Raw genomic sequence first — 15,181 nt, forward strand, 5'->3', positions numbered from 1 at the left:
GGGCATCCTGCGTAGGCCGCAGTCTGCCCCGAGATAGACGAAGCCCCTGGCGCAATAGCGCAAGGGGCTCTTGCACCGAGAGATTACCTGAGGAAGGACCGGTCGTGTCGTCCCAGTCCACGTCCGTACCCCCGTCCCCCGACACACCGGAACCGCCCGCGAACGCGCCGCTGCTGGTTCTGCTCGACCCCGTGGCGCGGGCGGCCGACGGGGAGGCGGTGCGGATCGCCCGGGACGTCCTGTCGGGGGGTGCGGACGTCAAGGTGGTGCTGCCGGAGAGCGCGGCCGAGCTGGACCGGGTGCTGTCGCACCGCGGCCGGCGCCGTCCGGTGGTGATCGGCTCGGACCTGACGCTCCAGCGGGTGGTGCAGGCGCTGCACCGGCAGCGCGAGTTGGGCTCGGGGCCGCTGGGGCTGGTGCCGGTCGGTCGGGCGCCGGCGGTGGCGCTGGCCCGGGCGCTCGGGGTGCCGTCCGATCCGGTGGCGGCGGCCCGGGCGGTGCTGGCCGGGGTGCCGCGCGAGTTCGGGATGCTGCTGGACGACGACGGCGGGGTGGTGCTGGGGGAGGTGCGGATCCCCGGGCGGGGGCAGGGCCATCCGGGGGGCTGGCGTTCGCTATGGGCGAAACTTGTTGCAGCCGAGCAGGTGGAACCCGAGCCCGTCCGCCTGCGCGTGGAGGCCGACGGGCGTCCGCTGGGCGGACGCGACCGTCCGGTTCGGCTGGTCGCGCTGCGACTGCCGGCGGGGGCCGCCTCGGCCGAGGTGCTGATCCGCCGGTCCGGTCCGGGCGGGGCGTTGCTGCGGGTGCGCGCCTCCAGTGTCACGGTGGCCGGCCGGACCTTCGGGTACGAGGCGGACGGCTGCCCGGCCGGCCCGGTCCGGACCCGCACCTGGACCGCGCAGCCCGCCGCCTGGGAGCTGCTGCTGCCCGCCGGGTGAGCGGTCGGTGGAGGACCGGGGTGAGCGCCGGGGCGTGAGCAGCGTCACGTGCCCCTCGGGGTCCGCCGGGCCCAGCCTGGCCGACCGCCGTGGTAAGGGGCTCGATCTACGCGCGTTGTCGGCAATTCGCCCAGTCCGCGGGCCGTCTTCTGTACCGGAAGCCTGTGCCAACTGCCCTAGACTCGAAGGCGTGCCACGTGGTGACGGAAGACTCAACCACGATCTTCTTCCCGGTGAGAAAGGCCCCCAGGACGCTTGTGGCGTCTTCGGCGTCTGGGCTCCCGGCGAGGAGGTCGCCAAGCTCACGTACTTCGGCCTTTATGCCCTGCAGCACCGTGGACAGGAATCCGCGGGCATCGCAGTGAGCAATGGGTCCCAGATTCTCGTTTTCAAGGACATGGGACTGGTTTCCCAGGTCTTCGACGAGTCCTCACTGGGGTCCTTGCACGGGCATATCGCCGTCGGACATGCCCGCTACTCGACCACCGGGTCGTCGGTCTGGGAGAACGCCCAACCGACCTTCCGGGCGACCGCGCACGGTTCGCTGGCCCTCGGCCACAACGGGAACCTGGTCAACACCGCCGAACTGGCGGCCATGGTCGCCGAACTCCCCGGCGAGGAGCACGTCTCGCGCTCCGGCCGGAGCGCCGCGACCAACGACACCGACCTGGTCACCGCGCTGCTCGCCGGCCACCCGGAACTCTCCGTCGAGCAGGCGGCCCAGCTGGTGCTGCCCCGGGTCAAGGGTGCCTTCTCGCTGGTCTTCATGGACGAGCACACCCTCTACGCCGCCCGCGACCCGCAGGGCATCCGCCCGCTGGTGCTCGGCCGGCTGGAGCGCGGCTGGGTGGTCGCCTCGGAGACCGCCGCGCTGGACATCTGCGGCGCCAGCTTCATCCGCGAGGTGGAGCCGGGCGAACTGGTCGCGATCGACGAGAACGGCATCCGTACCTCGCGGTTCGCCGAGTCCCGCCCCAAGGGCTGCGTCTTCGAGTACGTCTACCTGGCCCGCCCCGACACCTCGATCGCCGGGCGCAACGTCCACCTCTCCCGGGTGGAGATGGGCCGCCGGCTGGCCGCCGAGGCCCCGGTCGAGGCCGACCTGGTGATAGCGACGCCGGAGTCCGGGACGCCCGCCGCGATCGGCTACGCCGAGGCCAGCGGCATTCCGTACGGCTCCGGCCTGGTGAAGAACGCCTACGTCGGGCGGACCTTCATCCAGCCCAGCCAGACCATCCGCCAGCTCGGCATCCGGCTCAAGCTCAACCCGCTCAAGGAGGTCATCGTGGGCAAGCGCCTGGTGGTGGTGGACGACTCGATCGTCCGCGGCAACACCCAGCGCGCGCTGGTCCGGATGCTCCGCGAGGCGGGCGCCGCCGAGGTGCACATCCGGATCTCCTCCCCGCCGGTGAAGTGGCCGTGCTTCTTCGGCATCGACTTCGCCACCCGGGCCGAGCTGATCGCCAACGGGATGACGGTCGAGGAGATCGGCAAGACGCTGGGCGCCGACTCGCTCGCGTACATCTCCCTCGACGGCATGATCGAGGCGACCAGGCAGCCCAAGGAACGGCTCTGCCGGGCCTGCTTCGACGGCGAGTACCCGATGGAGCTGCCGGACCCGGCACTGCTCGGCAAGCTGCTGCTGGAGGCCGAGATCGCCGGTAGCAAGCAGCGTCCCGCCAGCCGCGGCAAGCCGACCGGCTCCGACCTGGACGGCGTGCAGTCGCTGCTCGGCGGCCACGGCGCGGCCGACGCGCTGCGCCGCCCGTAGTTCTCCCGCCGCGGGGTCCGGCCGGGCCCCGCGGTGCACACCCCCCTAGACCCGAGAGGGCCTTGCAGCTGTGACCAGCACCGAAGAGTCCGGAGCCAGCTACGCCGCCGCCGGCGTGGACATCGAGGCGGGCGACCGCGCCGTCGAGCTCATGAAGCAGTGGGTGAAGCGGACCAACCGCCCGGAGGTGGTCGGCGGCCTCGGCGGCTTCGCCGGGCTCTTCGACGTCTCCGCGCTCAAGCGTTACGAGCGGCCGCTGCTGGCCACGGCCACCGACGGGGTCGGTACCAAGGTCGCGCTGGCCGCGGCGATGGACAAGCACGACACCATCGGCCACGACCTGGTCGGCATGGTCGTCGACGACCTGGTGGTCTGCGGCGCCGAGCCGCTCTTCATGACCGACTACATCTGCGTCGGCAAGGTCCACCCGGAGCGGGTCGCGCAGATCGTCAGGGGCATCGCCGAGGGCTGCGTGCTGGCCGGCTGCGCGCTGGTCGGCGGCGAGACCGCCGAGCACCCGGGCCTGCTCGGGCCGGACGAGTACGACGTGGCGGGCGCCGGCACCGGCGTGGTCGAGGCGGACGCGCTGCTCGGCGCGGACCGGGTCCGGGCCGGCGACGTGGTGATCGCGATGGCCGCCTCCGGCCTGCACTCCAACGGCTACTCGCTGGTCCGGCACGTGCTGCTGAAGCAGGCCGGCTGGCAGCTCGACCGCGAGGTGCCGGAGTTCGGTCGCACCCTGGGCGAGGAGCTGCTGGAGCCCACCCGGATCTACTCGCTGGACTGCCTGGCGCTCACCCGGGCCACCGAGATCCACGCCTTCTCGCACGTCACCGGCGGTGGGCTGGCCGCCAACCTGGCCCGGGTGATCCCGGACCACCTGCACGCCCGGCTGGACCGCGGCACCTGGACCCCGCTGCCGGTCTTCCGGACCGTGGCCGAGGTCGGCCGGGTGCGGACCCTGGAGATCGAGAAGACCCTCAACATGGGCGTCGGCATGGTCGCGGTGGTCCCGCCCAGCTCGGTGGACGTGGTGCTCTCGGTGCTGGAGGACCGCGGCGTCGAGGCCTGGGAGCTGGGCGACGTCGTCACCCGGGACAGCAGCGAGCACGCGGCCGGCGCGGCGCTGTACGGGGAGTACGCGGGCTGACGGAACGCCGAACGGGCCGCTCCCCGGCAGGGGAGCGGCCCGTTCGCTTACGTCCGGCGGCCGAGAGCCGCGGACACGCCGAAGACCGGCCCGGCGCGGTAGCGCTCGGACCGGTCAGGGCCGACGGTCAGGCGCGGCGGCGGGCCTGCTGGTGGCCGGCGCCCGCCTCCTCGTCATCCTCGTCCTCGTCGGCGTAGTAATCCGCGTACGCCGCGTAGGGGTCGTCCTCGTCCTCGTCCTCGACCGGCTCAGGGTTGATCGAGGGAACGGGCGAAACGCCCAGCTCGCTGGAGAGACGGTTAGCGTCGAAGCCGCCGCTGTTGTACTTCAGCTGGCGGGCGACCTTCGTCTGCTTGGCCTTGGCCCGGCCGCGCCCCATGGGTCGACCCCCTCAACGGTGGGGCTCACGGCCCCGAGTCTGACACGTGTTCATGATCAGGAGCGGCGCGCCCGAAGTGGGAGAGCCGTCCCTTGGAGCATTAACGGTACCTGTTTCCGCCGTCGGACGGTACGTCGCCGGTGTGACGTGGCGCGCACTGTCGCCCCGAGGGACCAGGTCTGACCAGGTCACGCGGGGAATTCCAGGCTTTCGCAGGCTGCCCGGAGGGTGACCGGGACCGTTCTTCTCCGACCGATTATCCCCCGACCGGGGCGCTTGGATCGCCCGATCGGGGGACAGACCGAGAATCCGGTTCCACATTGTGATGCGGGCGCCGGACCCGACGCGGATCAGCCCCGGCGGGCACCCGGCAGCAGGATCGTGCGCAGCGCGCTGATCTCCCGCATCCGCCGCTCGGCGAGGCGGTCGGCGGCGACGGCCGGCGGCACGCCGTCGGCGGTGGCCCGGGTGAAGATCTCCAGGGTGGTGTCGAAGATCTTGGTGGCCTTGTTCTTGGCCCGCTCGAAGTTGAAGCCGTCGATCTCGTCGGCCACCTGGATCACGCCACCGGAGTTCACCAGGTAGTCGGGGGCGTAGAGGATGCCGCGGTCGGCCAGGTCCTTCTCCACCCCGGGGTGGGCCAGCTGGTTGTTGGCCGCGCCGCAGACCACCGAGGTGCCGGCGGCGGTCAGCGCGCCGACCGTGTCGTCGTCCAGCGCGCCGCCCAGCGCGCACGGGGCGTAGACGTCCAGACCGGCGGCGAGCAGGGCCTTGCTGTCGGCGACCACCTCGACGTCCGGGTGGGCGGCGCGGACCCGGTTGACCGCGGCCTCCGAGACGTCGGTGATCACCACGGTCGCGCCGTCGGCGACCAGGTGGCCGACCAGGTAGTGGCCGACCTTGCCGACACCCGCGACGCCGACCTTGCGGCCGCGCAGGGTGGGCGCCCCCCAGCGGGCCTGGGCCGAGGCCCGCATGCCCTGGAAGACGCCGAAGGCGGTGAGGATGGAGGAGTCGCCGGCTCCGCCCTGCTCGGGGGAGCGCCCGGTGACGTAGTCGCACTCGCGGGCGACCACGTCCATGTCCTGGACATAGGTGCCCACGTCGCAGGCGGTGATGTAGCGGCCGGCCAGCGACTGCACGAAGCGGCCGTAGGCCCGCAGCAGCGCCTCGGACTTGTCACCGCCCTCGGCCTTCGCGGTGGGGTCGCCTATGATCACGGCCTTGCCGCCGCCGAGGTCCAGCCCGGCCAGCGCGTTCTTGTAGCTCATCCCGCGGGAGAGCCGCAGCGCGTCCTCCAGCGCCTCCTCCTCGGAGGCGTACTGGTGGAACCGGGTGCCGCCGAGGGCCGGGCCCAGGGCGGTGGAGTGGATGGCGATGATCGCCTTGAGTCCGGTCGTCCGGTCGTGGCACAGCACGACCTGCTCGTGGCCGTCGCCCGGGACGCCGTCCTGCTCAGTACGGAAGATCCGGCTCAGCACGCCTGATGCGGGGTGCGTCGCGGATTCGGTGCGTACGTCGGTCACTGTGGTGACTCCAGTATCTGCTGGCCCGCTGCTGTGGTGCGGGCATCTACCGCGAAGCGTAGTCAGGGGCGGGGGCGCCCGGGAGGCCCCCTCCCGAACCCGTCCCGGGTCCTCCCGGTCCGTCACGGGTGCGTGCGACGATGCAGAACGTGACCGCTGTGCGCACCTCGGTATTGCCGCCCTACGCTGCCCACCTGCGGGTGTACGAGCCGCTCGCCGCGTACCCCGAGCCGGAGCGGGCCCGTTGGCAGGCCTACGCCGCGGCCCGTGGGCCGGACGCCGGGTCGGCCGCCGAGCCGGTGGCCCGGGCGGCGCTCGACGCACAGCGGGGGGCGCTCGCCGAGTTGCTCGCCCGGACTCCCCGCGCGTTGCCCGAACGGGAGAGCGAGCAGGCCTTCGTCCGGCTGGTCGACGGGGTGACCTACGTCTGCCCGTGGGCGACCCGGCTGCGCAGCTGGCAGGCGCTGGACGAGCTGACCGAGTCGATGCCGGTCGCGCTGCTGGACACCGTGCTGCCGCAGGCGGTCCGGCAGGACGCGGTGGCTGCCCGGGCCCGCTGGCGGGTGGCGCATCCGGACGCCCGACCCTGGATCCTGACGGCCCGTTGGGAGGTGCCGATGCGCTGGTTCCTGCCGTTCGGGGCGGAGGACCGCCGGTTCGTCCCGGCCGGCCCGGTGGAGGGGGAGGGCCGGCCGGAGCCCGCGACGCTCTTCTACCTGACCTCGATGGCCCAGGCACGGCGCCGGGTGGCCCGCGGCTACCGGGTGCTGCGGGAGAGGTTGCGCGGGACGCCGCTGGCGCTGGGGGCGGAGGAGATCGGGCGCTGGCTGGAGGAGTTCCATCCGCGGTCTTTGGTGGAACTGGACTACGGGGGACTGGTGCACGTGATGGGGGCGGAGCGGCTGGCGGCGGATCGTACGGCGGCCGAGGTGGCCGACGGGCTGGAGGCGCTGCGGTCGGGCGACGCCGAGGGTGCGTCGCGGGCCTACCGGACGGTCACCGAGCGCTGGCGGCAGGTCCAGGCGCTGCGCCAGGCCAACTGAGCCGCGGGGGCGGCTGACCCCGGGTCAGCCGGTGGCCAGGAGCGGGGAGGGAAGGGGGTGTAGGAAGCATGTTCCGAAACCCGGGACCAAGGTCCCGGTTTGGGTCAATAGCCAACGAACGTGACACTACTCACCGTTGACCTGAAGTAACCGTTAAGGGTAGAAATGGGACAACCAGCCCAAGTCTCCTCGTCCTTGCCCGCGTCTGGGCGGTTCTGGGGGTCGGTGTGCCCTTTGGGGGGAATCGATCGGTCTGGCCATTCCCTAACCGGGCGTCACGATAGGGTGACTGTCCGTTATGGGGTGGTCCATCGCCATCCGTCGCTCTTGAACCCGTGAGGGGCCAATTTTGGCGGTTTGGTCGATAGGGCTGGACGGATGGTGTAGTTGTAGACACCAGGACAAGCCGTTCGTCCTATAACCGACTCGGTCCGTCCCTGCCATTTCGGGCATCGCGGGCCAAGGTGCAGAATTTGAAGGATAGAACCGCCCTGGTTCGGTTCCGAGGAGGCCGCTCATGACCGCTCGTACCCCTGACGCCGAACCTCTGCTGACGCCGGCAGAGGTCGCCACCATGTTCCGTGTGGACCCCAAGACGGTCACCCGTTGGGCCAAGGCGGGCAAGCTCACGTCGATCCGCACGCTCGGCGGCCATCGCCGTTACCGGGAGGCGGAGGTGCGTGCCCTGCTGGCCGGCATCCCCGCCCAGCGCACCGAGGCCTGAATGGCCCGCCGGGCCGCCGGGCCCGGTGATCGAACGCTTCGCCAAGGGGTCGCATCCCCGGACTCCGCCGGGTCCGGGATGCGGCCCCTTTGGCGTGCCGCGAGGGTAGTTCGAAGCAATTTCGAAAAGGTCTGATGATTGGCTTGGGCGACAGCAGCATACACCTTTTCATGACTGTCCCTTGGGGTGGTAATGAAGCATGAATGGAAGGCGAATGGGGTCGGTGTGGCGCCTGGGATTCCGGTTATGAAAAAAGCGAAAAGCCTACCCGTGCAGTGCAATTTTATATATTAAATGAACCCCTCGTCAGGGGGGGTCCACGGGCGCCAACCTCAAGAAAAAATAAGTGACGACCGTCACAGGACGGTCTCTTGTGGTCTGGACCAGGACGTCGATAATGCGGGCTGACGGGGCGTCCGGTGCTCGGGTGTCGTCGAGTGCCCAAACGGCGAGAGGCCCGGAACCTGACGGTTCCGGGCCTCTCGCTTCCTGCGATCCCGACGGGACTTGAACCCGCGACCTCCACCTTGACAGGGTGGCGAGCTAACCAACTGCTCCACGGGACCAGAGTGTTCACTTCTGATCTGGTGTCCGTCGCTGCCGTCTCCGGCGGCGACAAGACAGATCGTACTGCATCGCGGGCCCCCAGGTCGAACCGGTCGCCGGGGGCCCGCGCGGCGCGTCAGAGGGTGGCCGCCGCCGCGTCCATCGCGCGCAGGATCCGCTTCTCCGAGACCGGGGACGGCGTGCCCAGCGACTGGGCGAAGAAGCTCACCCGCAGCTCCTCGATCATCCAGCGGATCTGCCGCAGCTCGGCCGTGGGCTGCCGGCCGGCCGGCACGGCGGCCAGTAGCTCGCCGTAGGCCCGCTGCACCTCCTGGACCTTGAGCAGCTGCTGCAGGTCGCGCTGCGGGTGGTTGGGCAGCGCCTCCAGCCGCCGGTCCACCGCGAGCAGGTAGCGCTTCAGGTGGGGCAGCCGCTGCCAGCCGCTGTCCGTGACGAAGCCCGGGTGCACCAGCGAGGTGAGGTGCAGCTTGATGTCGTTCACCGCGCTGAGCAGCACCGGGCTGCTCACCGTCTTCAGCCGGGTCGAGGCCCGGTGGAAGGCGATCAGCGCGCCGGCCGTCTTGATCGTGGTGTCGGCCGACAGCTCGTAGAGGTCGGCGCGGACCTTGTCGAAGAGCTTGCCGAAGGCCGGCTCGTCCCAGGCCGGGCCGCCGGCCAGGGTCATCAGCCGGTCGGCGGCGCAGGCCACGATGTCCTCGAAGAGGGCCGGGATCGAGCCGTGCGGGTTGTAGGAGAGCGCCAGCTTGGCCTGGTTGCCCAGCCGGCCCTGGATCGACTTGGCCGGTGAGTTGGTCAGCAGCAGCAGGAGCCGCCGGGTGCCGTCCCACATCGCCTGCTGCTGGGCCTCGGGAGTGTCGAAGAGCCGGATCGCCACGCTCTCCCGCTCGTCCACGAGGGCCGGGTAGGCACGCAGCGAGTGGCCGCGGGAGCGCTGCTCGAAGGTGCGCTGGAGCACCGGGAGCGAGGCCGGCCAGGCGGTCAGCCCGGTCTGTTCGATACCGCGGCCGGAGGCGGCGCTGGAGAGCGTCTCCTTCAGCTTGGGCTTGAGCTTCAGCCGGAGGTCCTCCAGGTCCTTGGACTCGGCCAGCTTGCGCTTGCCGTCCACCACCCGGAAGGTCACCTTGAGGTGGTCGGGCACCCGCTCGTCGTCCCAGGCCTCGGGCGGGATCGGGACGCCGGACATCCGGTGCAGGATCCGTTCCAGGGTGGGCAGCAGCGGCTCCTGGCGGTCGGTCACCTCGCGCAGCGCGGCGCGCGCGTAGTCGGGGGCGGGCACGAAGTTGCGCCGGACCGCCTTGGGCAGTGCCCGGATGTGGGCGGTGACCAGTTCGGCCCGCAGGCCCGGGATCTGCCAGTCGAAGCCCTCCGCGGTGACCTGGTTGAGCACCGGCAGCGGGATGTGCACGGTCACGCCGTCCGCGTCGCTGCCCGGCTCGAACTGGTAGGTCAGCTTGAAGCGGAGCTTGCCCTGCTGCCAGTAGTCCGGGTAGTCGGCCTCGGTGATGCCGTCCGCGGCGTCGTTGATCAGCATCGACTTCTCGAAGTTGAGCAGGTCGGGCTGGTCGTGCCGGGCCTTCTTCCACCAGGCGTCGAAGTGCCGGGTGGAGACGACGTCCTCGGGCAGCCTGGCGTCGTAGAAGTCGAAGAGGGTCTGGTCGTCGACCAGGATGTCGCGCCGGCGGGCGCGGTTCTCCAACTCCTCGACCTCGCCGAGCATCCGGCGGTTGGCTGCGAAGAAGTCGTGGTGGGTCTCCCAGTCGCCCTCCACCAGGGCGTTGCGGATGAACAGCTCGCGGCAGAGCTCGACGTCGATCCGGCCGTAGTTCACCTTGCGCTGGGCGACGATCGGCATCCCGTAGAGGGTGACCCGCTCGTAGGCCAGCACCGCGCCGGCCTTCTTCTCCCAGTGCGGTTCGCTGTAGGTCCGCTTGAGCAGGTGGCCGGCCAGCGGCTCGACCCACTCCGGCTCGATCTTGGCGTTGATCCGGGCCCACAACCGGGAGGTCTCCACCAGCTCGGCCGACATCACCCAGCGCGGCGGCTTCTTGAACAGGCCGGAGCCCGGGAAGACCGCGAACCGGGCGCCGCGGGCGCCGCCGTACTCGCGCTTCTCGACGTCGTACAGGCCGAGGTGGGAGAGCAGGCCGGACAGCAGCGACTGGTGGATCCGGTCCGCGTCCGGTTCGGCGTCGGGATGCGGCTCGGTGACGGTGACGCCCAACTGCTTCGCCACTGTGCGGAGTTGGGTGTAGATGTCCTGCCACTCCCGTATCCGCAGGTAGTTGAGGAACTCGGCCTTGCACATCCGGCGGAACGCGGAGGAGGAGAGCTCCCTCTGCTGCTCCCTGACGTACCGCCACATCGACAGGTAGGAAAGGAAGTCGGAGGTCTCCGAGCCGAACCGGCGGTGTCGCTCGTCGGCCGCCTGGCGTTTCTCGGTGGGCCGCTCGCGCGGGTCCTGGATGGAGAGCGCGGCGGCGATCACCATGACGTCGCGGACGCAGCCGTTGCGGTCGGCCTCCAGCACCATCCGGGCCAGCCGCGGGTCGACCGGCAGCTGGGCCAGCTTGCGGCCGAGCGGGGTGAGGCGCTTGCGGACGTCCTTCTCGGCCGGGTCGAGCGCGCCGAGCTCGTGCAGCAGGTTGATGCCGTCCTTGATGTTGCGGGAGTCCGGCGGGTCGAGGAACGGGAAGGCGGCGATGTCGCCCAGGCCGGCCGCGGTCATCTGGAGGATCACCGAGGCGAGGTTGGTGCGCAGGATCTCGGCGTCGGTGAACTCGGGGCGGGCGAGGAAGTCCTCCTCCGAGTAGAGCCGGATGCAGATGCCGTCCGAGGTCCGGCCGCAGCGACCCTTGCGCTGGTTGGCGCTGGCCTGGCTGATCGCCTCGATCGGCAGCCGCTGGACCTTGGTGCGGTGACTGTACCGGGAGATCCGGGCGGTGCCCGGGTCGATCACGTACTTGATGCCCGGGACGGTCAGCGAGGTCTCGGCGACGTTGGTGGCCAGCACGATCCGGCGGTTGCTGGAGCGCTGGAAGACCTTGTGCTGCTCGGCCGAGCTGAGCCGGGCGTAGAGCGGGAGGACCTCGGTGAACCGCAGGTTGAGCTTGTTGAGGGCGTCGGCGGTGTCGCGGATCTCCCGCTCGCCGGAGAGGAAGACCAGGATGTCGCCGGGGCCCTCGGCCTGGAGCTCCTGGGCGGCCTCGCAGATCGCCTGGATCTGGTCGCGGTCCCGGTCGAGCTCGTCGCTCTCCGGATCCTCCGACTCGTCCAGCAGCGGACGGTAGCGGACCTCCACCGGGTAGGTGCGGCCGGAGACCTCGACGATCGGGGCGTCGCCGAAGTGGCGGGCGAAGCGCTCCGGGTCGATGGTCGCGGAGGTGATGACCACCTTGAGGTCGGGGCGGCGGGGGAGCAGCTGCTTGACGTACCCGAGGATGAAGTCGATGTTGAGGCTGCGCTCGTGCGCCTCGTCGATGATCAGGGTGTCGTACTGGCGCAGCTCGCGGTCGGTCTGGATCTCGGCCAGCAGGATGCCGTCGGTCATCAGCTTGACCAGGGTGTCCTGGCCGACCTGGTCGGTGAACCGGACCTTCCAGCCGACCGCCTCGCCGAGCGGGCTGCGCAGCTCCTCGGCGACCCGCTCGGCCACCGTGCGGGCGGCGATCCGGCGCGGCTGGGTGTGGCCGACCAGGCCCCTGACGCCACGGCCGAGCTCCAGGCAGATCTTGGGGATCTGGGTGGTCTTGCCGGAGCCGGTCTCGCCCGCCACGATCACCACCTGGTGGTCGCGGATGGCGGCCAGGATCTCGTCCTTCTTCTGGCTCACCGGGAGCTCGGCCGGATAGCTGATCTCCGGGACGGCCGCCCGGCGCTGCTCGACCCGCAGCTCCGCCTTGGCGATCTCGTCGGCCAGCTCGACCGCGATCTGCTGTCGGGCCTCGGGCTTGCGGACCCGTCGTGCGCCGTCCAGCCGCCGGCCGATCCGCTGCTGGTCCCGCAGCGTCAGCTCGGGGAGACGGGCGGCCAGCTCGCCGATGGTGGGCGCCTCGGGCGTGGGTGCCTCGGTCGGCTGGGCTGCGGGAGAACTCACTGGGGGCATCCCTCTAGGTTCGCAAGGAGGGGCGGACGGGCGCACCTCGGTTTTGGGGCGGTGGTGGGTCGGACGGTCGGATTCGTGGCGCATCCAGTGTCACACCTGGGAGTGAGCAGGCGGGGATGCCTTGGGTTGCTGTGTGGGCATCTACTTGCCAATGCGGAAAGTAGATGCCACCATCGAAAGCAAGGGGCGGGACCGTGGGGCGGCTCGCCCGGTTCGTCTGACGGGGAGAAGGACATGGACGCGGAGGAAGCACTTCGGCTCGCGGCGGGGGCACGGCGGGCCGCGGTCCGCAACCGTCGGCCCGGCTGGTACCCGCCGGTGAGCGGTGGGCTCTACGGCCTCGGTCAGGTCGCGCTGGGGATCGCCCTGCTGCCCGGGGAGGCACACCGGTCCTGGCGGCTGGCGCTGATCGGTGTCGGCGCGGTGGCCTGGGTGGTGGGATTCGGGCTGATGGGCCGCTTCGCGATGGCGGGCGGGGTCGTCCCGCGGCTGCAGAATCGGAGCAACGCGCGGCGCTGGCGGGACAACGCCCCGAGCCTGGTGGCCACGACGCTCGGCATCGCGATGTGGGCGATCGCCGGGTTGCCCTGGACGCTGATCGTCTGGGGGATCACCGGGGGAGCGGCGGAGTGGTACCGGCTGGCCAGGTTGGGCCGGCCGGAGTGCTGAGGACGAGGAGAGAAGCGTGAACGGTGCGCTGGAGAGCGCCTTCCACCACCCGAACCGGCTGGCCGTGGTGGCCTTCCTCTCCGGGTGCGCGGAGGCCGACTTCCGTACCGTCCGCGACGAGTGCGGGCTGTCCGACTCGGCGCTGAGCAAGCTCGCCACCGCCCTGGAGGCCGAGGGGCACGTCCGGATCCGCAAGGGGCACCTGGGCCGGCGGCCGCGGACCTGGTTGTCGCTTACCGCCCACGGCCGGGAGCGGCTGGCCGGGCACCTGGCCGCGCTGCAGGAGATCGCCGGCCGCAACGCGCGCAACGCGGCGGAGCTGGCGCGGGCGGCGGAGTCGGACGCCGACCCCGGCTGAGCCGCTGGTCAGCCGGCGGCCTGCCGGGCCCGGGCCCTGAGCGCGCGGGACACCAGGGCGCGGACCGGGGCCGGTGGCCGGCGTATCCCCAGCGCCGTCCGGAGCGGCTGGTCCAGCAGCGCGGCGGCCACGGCCGGTCCCAGCGGCGCCAGCGGGGTGGGTAACCGGGTGGCCAGCAGGCCGCTGGTCGCCTCCCAGAGCGCCCGGCCCGCCGGGCTGGGGGCGAACCGGCGGTCCTCGAAGGCGCTCATCCAGCCGGCCAGGCCGGCCAGCTCGGCGGCGGGCGGCTCGGGCAGCGTGAGGGCCGCCGCGAGGTCGTGGTGGAAGGTGCGGGCCGCGGCCAGCTCCGCCCCGGTGGCCGGCCGGCCGGCGTAGTCGGCGAGGAACCGCAGCGGGCACACCGTGAAGCAGGCCAGCACATAGTGCATCAGTTCCGGCGTGATGCCGGGCCGATCGTGCACCCGGCGCAGCTCGTCGACGATCCGCCGTCCCTCGGGGCTGCCCGGACCGTGCTCGATCAGGGCGAACATGGCGGTCCCGGTGGCCTTGGCCCGGTCCCACGGCTCGGTGGTCATCCGCCCGGTGGCGTGCAGCACTTCGGCGATCTCCGGGACGCCGAAGGTCCGGACGAAGCCCAGGGTGAGTCCGATCCGGGACTCCTGCGGCATCGTCTCCAGGACGAGCCGTGCGTAGGCGCTGCGGTCGGGCGTGGTCCCGGTCATGGGGAGATCCTGCCGCTCCGCCGCGGGAGCCGTCCACCGTGCGGCGGGCTACTCCGCCCTGCCCCCGGGGAGTTGGGCGCGGCTCCTCAGGACGGCGGGTACGGGGGTGTGCCGGAGGGGAGAAGTGACCGTCCGCCGCGGCGTCGGGCGTCGAGCGGCACGAGAACGCCCCCGGAACGAGCTGCTCCAGGGGCGTCGTGGCTGTTCGAGAACTGTGGCCAGGGCCGGGGTCGAACCGGCGACCTTCCGCTTTTCAGGCCAAGCCGGGGCGGTGAGATGCCCCAGTTTGGGCGATTCTTCCGTCTGTGGAAGGGCGCTGTCGAACGCCATCGTCCGGGTCGGTTGGCGTAAGCGTTGGCGTCAACCGGCGGAGCTTCACATGTGCTGGGTGTGCTCAGTAGGGGAGCAGGCCGGTCGTGATCAGCTCGAAGTCGAACGGCTCCGGGATGTGGATGGTCTCGCCGAACGCGATGTCCTCGCGGCGATGGTACTTCGTGCCGTCGGGTCGGCTGAAGAGCGTGACCGCCTTCTCCCTTGCGTCGATCACGAGGTAGAGAGGGATTCTCATGAGCGGGTAGTCCCGTACCTTCCCCACCCAGTCGTTCTCCGGGTTGGACGGTGAGACCAGTTCGACGGCAATCGCAGCAACCTCGGCAGGAACCTGGTTGTCCCTGGTCGTGAGTGCATCGTCCGGCAGGTACGTCAGGTCGGGATTGCGGCTCTTGCCGACATTGGGCGAGACGAGGTCCGTGTTCTCGCTGGGTAGTAGTCCTGCCGGGGCGTACACGTCGAACTGGCGGCGCACCACCAAGAGATTCCGTTGGTGAATACCCGAGGGGCTGACCATCATGACGATGGTGTCGCCGGAGAGTTCGACCTTGAACCCGTCTGGCAGGCTCCTGCGGGCCTCTTCAAGGAGCGCGAAGTGCTCGGGGTTCATGCGCGGTGCCTTTCCGGGTGAGTCAGCCGATGCTCCAGCCTAGTCGGCGAGTCCGCCGTCGGCCGGGCCTTTCATCTCCGCGTCAGGTTCAGCTGAGAAGTGCGCGGGTCGGTCCCGGTCGGCCGACGCGGCAGCTGACTGTGGGCGTATGTCTGCCTCGGACTTGACGGATTTCATCATCGAGGATCGGCGTTCCCGCTAGGCCCGTACTTCGCAGATCGGTGATTCGGATGGTTTGGCCGGTTGGCTGGTGTCCGGGACGGGGTCGGGAGCGTTGACTGGGTGTGTCGAT

12 protein-coding genes and 1 tRNA gene are annotated in these 15,181 nt (G+C 70.9%); 7 read left to right on the forward strand and 6 right to left on the reverse strand.

What is annotated here, in order from left to right:
• The first annotated feature begins 104 nt into the window (after positions 1 to 104).
• The 3 genes from ACZ38L_RS23440 (at position 105) to purM (ending at position 3,859) form a co-directional block, all read left to right on the forward strand.
• Positions 105 to 938, forward strand: coding sequence for a diacylglycerol kinase family protein (locus tag ACZ38L_RS23440; RefSeq protein WP_465696698.1), 834 nt, complete (start codon positions 105 to 107; stop codon positions 936 to 938).
• A gap of 190 nt (positions 939 to 1,128) precedes the next feature.
• Entirely contained in the window at positions 1,129 to 2,709 is a 1,581-nt protein-coding gene (gene purF, locus ACZ38L_RS23445) for an amidophosphoribosyltransferase (protein WP_465696700.1), read from the forward strand.
• 70 nt (positions 2,710 to 2,779) lie between these two features.
• Positions 2,780 to 3,859, forward strand: a complete 1,080-nt coding sequence (gene purM, locus ACZ38L_RS23450; RefSeq protein WP_465696702.1) for a phosphoribosylformylglycinamidine cyclo-ligase — start codon at positions 2,780 to 2,782, stop codon at positions 3,857 to 3,859.
• 127 nt (positions 3,860 to 3,986) lie between these two features.
• On the opposite strand, the gene ACZ38L_RS23455 is transcribed toward purM, so the two are convergent.
• Positions 3,987 to 4,238: a DUF3073 domain-containing protein gene (locus ACZ38L_RS23455; RefSeq protein ID WP_396557089.1), complete on the reverse strand. Its 252-nt coding sequence runs from the start codon at positions 4,236 to 4,238 to the stop codon at positions 3,987 to 3,989.
• A gap of 350 nt (positions 4,239 to 4,588) precedes the next feature.
• Entirely contained in the window at positions 4,589 to 5,764 is a 1,176-nt protein-coding gene (locus tag ACZ38L_RS23460; protein WP_396557091.1) for a Glu/Leu/Phe/Val dehydrogenase dimerization domain-containing protein, read from the reverse strand.
• 149 nt (positions 5,765 to 5,913) lie between these two features.
• Here ACZ38L_RS23460 and ACZ38L_RS23465 point away from each other — a divergent pair, with 149 nt between their 5' ends.
• Together ACZ38L_RS23465 and bldC are read left to right on the forward strand one after the other, a co-directional pair.
• Positions 5,914 to 6,807, forward strand: coding sequence for a DUF8083 family protein (locus ACZ38L_RS23465; RefSeq protein WP_465696705.1), 894 nt, complete (start codon positions 5,914 to 5,916; stop codon positions 6,805 to 6,807).
• A gap of 517 nt (positions 6,808 to 7,324) precedes the next feature.
• Positions 7,325 to 7,531 (forward strand): developmental transcriptional regulator BldC, encoded by a 207-nt coding sequence (gene bldC / locus ACZ38L_RS23470; RefSeq protein WP_014137253.1) that lies wholly within the window; start codon positions 7,325 to 7,327, stop codon positions 7,529 to 7,531.
• A 492-nt stretch (positions 7,532 to 8,023) separates the two neighbouring features.
• Here bldC and ACZ38L_RS23475 read toward each other — a convergent pair.
• Both ACZ38L_RS23475 and hrpA read right to left on the reverse strand, forming a co-directional pair.
• Positions 8,024 to 8,097 (reverse strand) — tRNA-Asp (locus ACZ38L_RS23475).
• 116 nt (positions 8,098 to 8,213) lie between these two features.
• Positions 8,214 to 12,200 carry an ATP-dependent RNA helicase HrpA gene (gene hrpA / locus ACZ38L_RS23480; RefSeq protein ID WP_465696707.1) on the reverse strand — a complete coding sequence of 1,329 codons (3,987 nt, stop codon included), beginning with the start codon at positions 12,198 to 12,200 and terminating at the stop codon, positions 8,214 to 8,216.
• 234 nt (positions 12,201 to 12,434) lie between these two features.
• Between hrpA and ACZ38L_RS23485 the strand changes: the two genes are divergently transcribed.
• Both ACZ38L_RS23485 and ACZ38L_RS23490 read left to right on the forward strand, forming a co-directional pair.
• The gene (locus ACZ38L_RS23485) at positions 12,435 to 12,869 is read left to right on the forward strand and encodes a hypothetical protein (protein ID WP_465696709.1); all 435 of its coding nucleotides are present in this window, start codon (positions 12,435 to 12,437) and stop codon (positions 12,867 to 12,869) included.
• Positions 12,870 to 12,885: 16 nt separating this feature from the next.
• On the forward strand, positions 12,886 to 13,227 hold the full coding sequence (locus ACZ38L_RS23490; protein ID WP_465696712.1) for a transcriptional regulator: 342 nt from the start codon (positions 12,886 to 12,888) through the stop codon (positions 13,225 to 13,227).
• Positions 13,228 to 13,235: 8 nt separating this feature from the next.
• Here ACZ38L_RS23490 and ACZ38L_RS23495 read toward each other — a convergent pair whose 3' ends face one another.
• Both ACZ38L_RS23495 and ACZ38L_RS23500 read right to left on the reverse strand, forming a co-directional pair.
• Positions 13,236 to 13,949: an oxygenase MpaB family protein gene (locus ACZ38L_RS23495; protein ID WP_465696714.1), complete on the reverse strand. Its 714-nt coding sequence runs from the start codon at positions 13,947 to 13,949 to the stop codon at positions 13,236 to 13,238.
• 394 nt (positions 13,950 to 14,343) lie between these two features.
• Complete coding sequence (locus ACZ38L_RS23500) at positions 14,344 to 14,889, reverse strand: Uma2 family endonuclease (RefSeq protein WP_465696717.1); 546 nt, start codon at positions 14,887 to 14,889, stop codon at positions 14,344 to 14,346.
• Positions 14,890 to 15,181 lie beyond the last annotated feature (292 nt).

The organism is Kitasatospora sp. NPDC024654 (genome assembly GCF_055559155.1).

Bases quoted from the DNA above. Each gene is read 5' to 3' on its own strand.
- ACZ38L_RS23500 (WP_465696717.1), bottom strand. From the start codon at position 14,889: ATGAACCCCGAGCACTTCGCGCTCCTTGAAGAGGCCCGCAGGAGCCTG.
- ACZ38L_RS23455 (WP_396557089.1), bottom strand. From the start codon at position 4,238: ATGGGGCGCGGCCGGGCCAAGGCCAAGCAGACGAAGGTCGCCCGCCAG.
- ACZ38L_RS23495 (WP_465696714.1), bottom strand. From the start codon at position 13,949: ATGACCGGGACCACGCCCGACCGCAGCGCCTACGCACGGCTCGTCCTG.
- bldC (WP_014137253.1), top strand. From the start codon at position 7,325: ATGACCGCTCGTACCCCTGACGCCGAACCTCTGCTGACGCCGGCAGAG.
- hrpA (WP_465696707.1), bottom strand. From the start codon at position 12,200: ATGCCCCCAGTGAGTTCTCCCGCAGCCCAGCCGACCGAGGCACCCACG.
- ACZ38L_RS23485 (WP_465696709.1), top strand. From the start codon at position 12,435: ATGGACGCGGAGGAAGCACTTCGGCTCGCGGCGGGGGCACGGCGGGCC.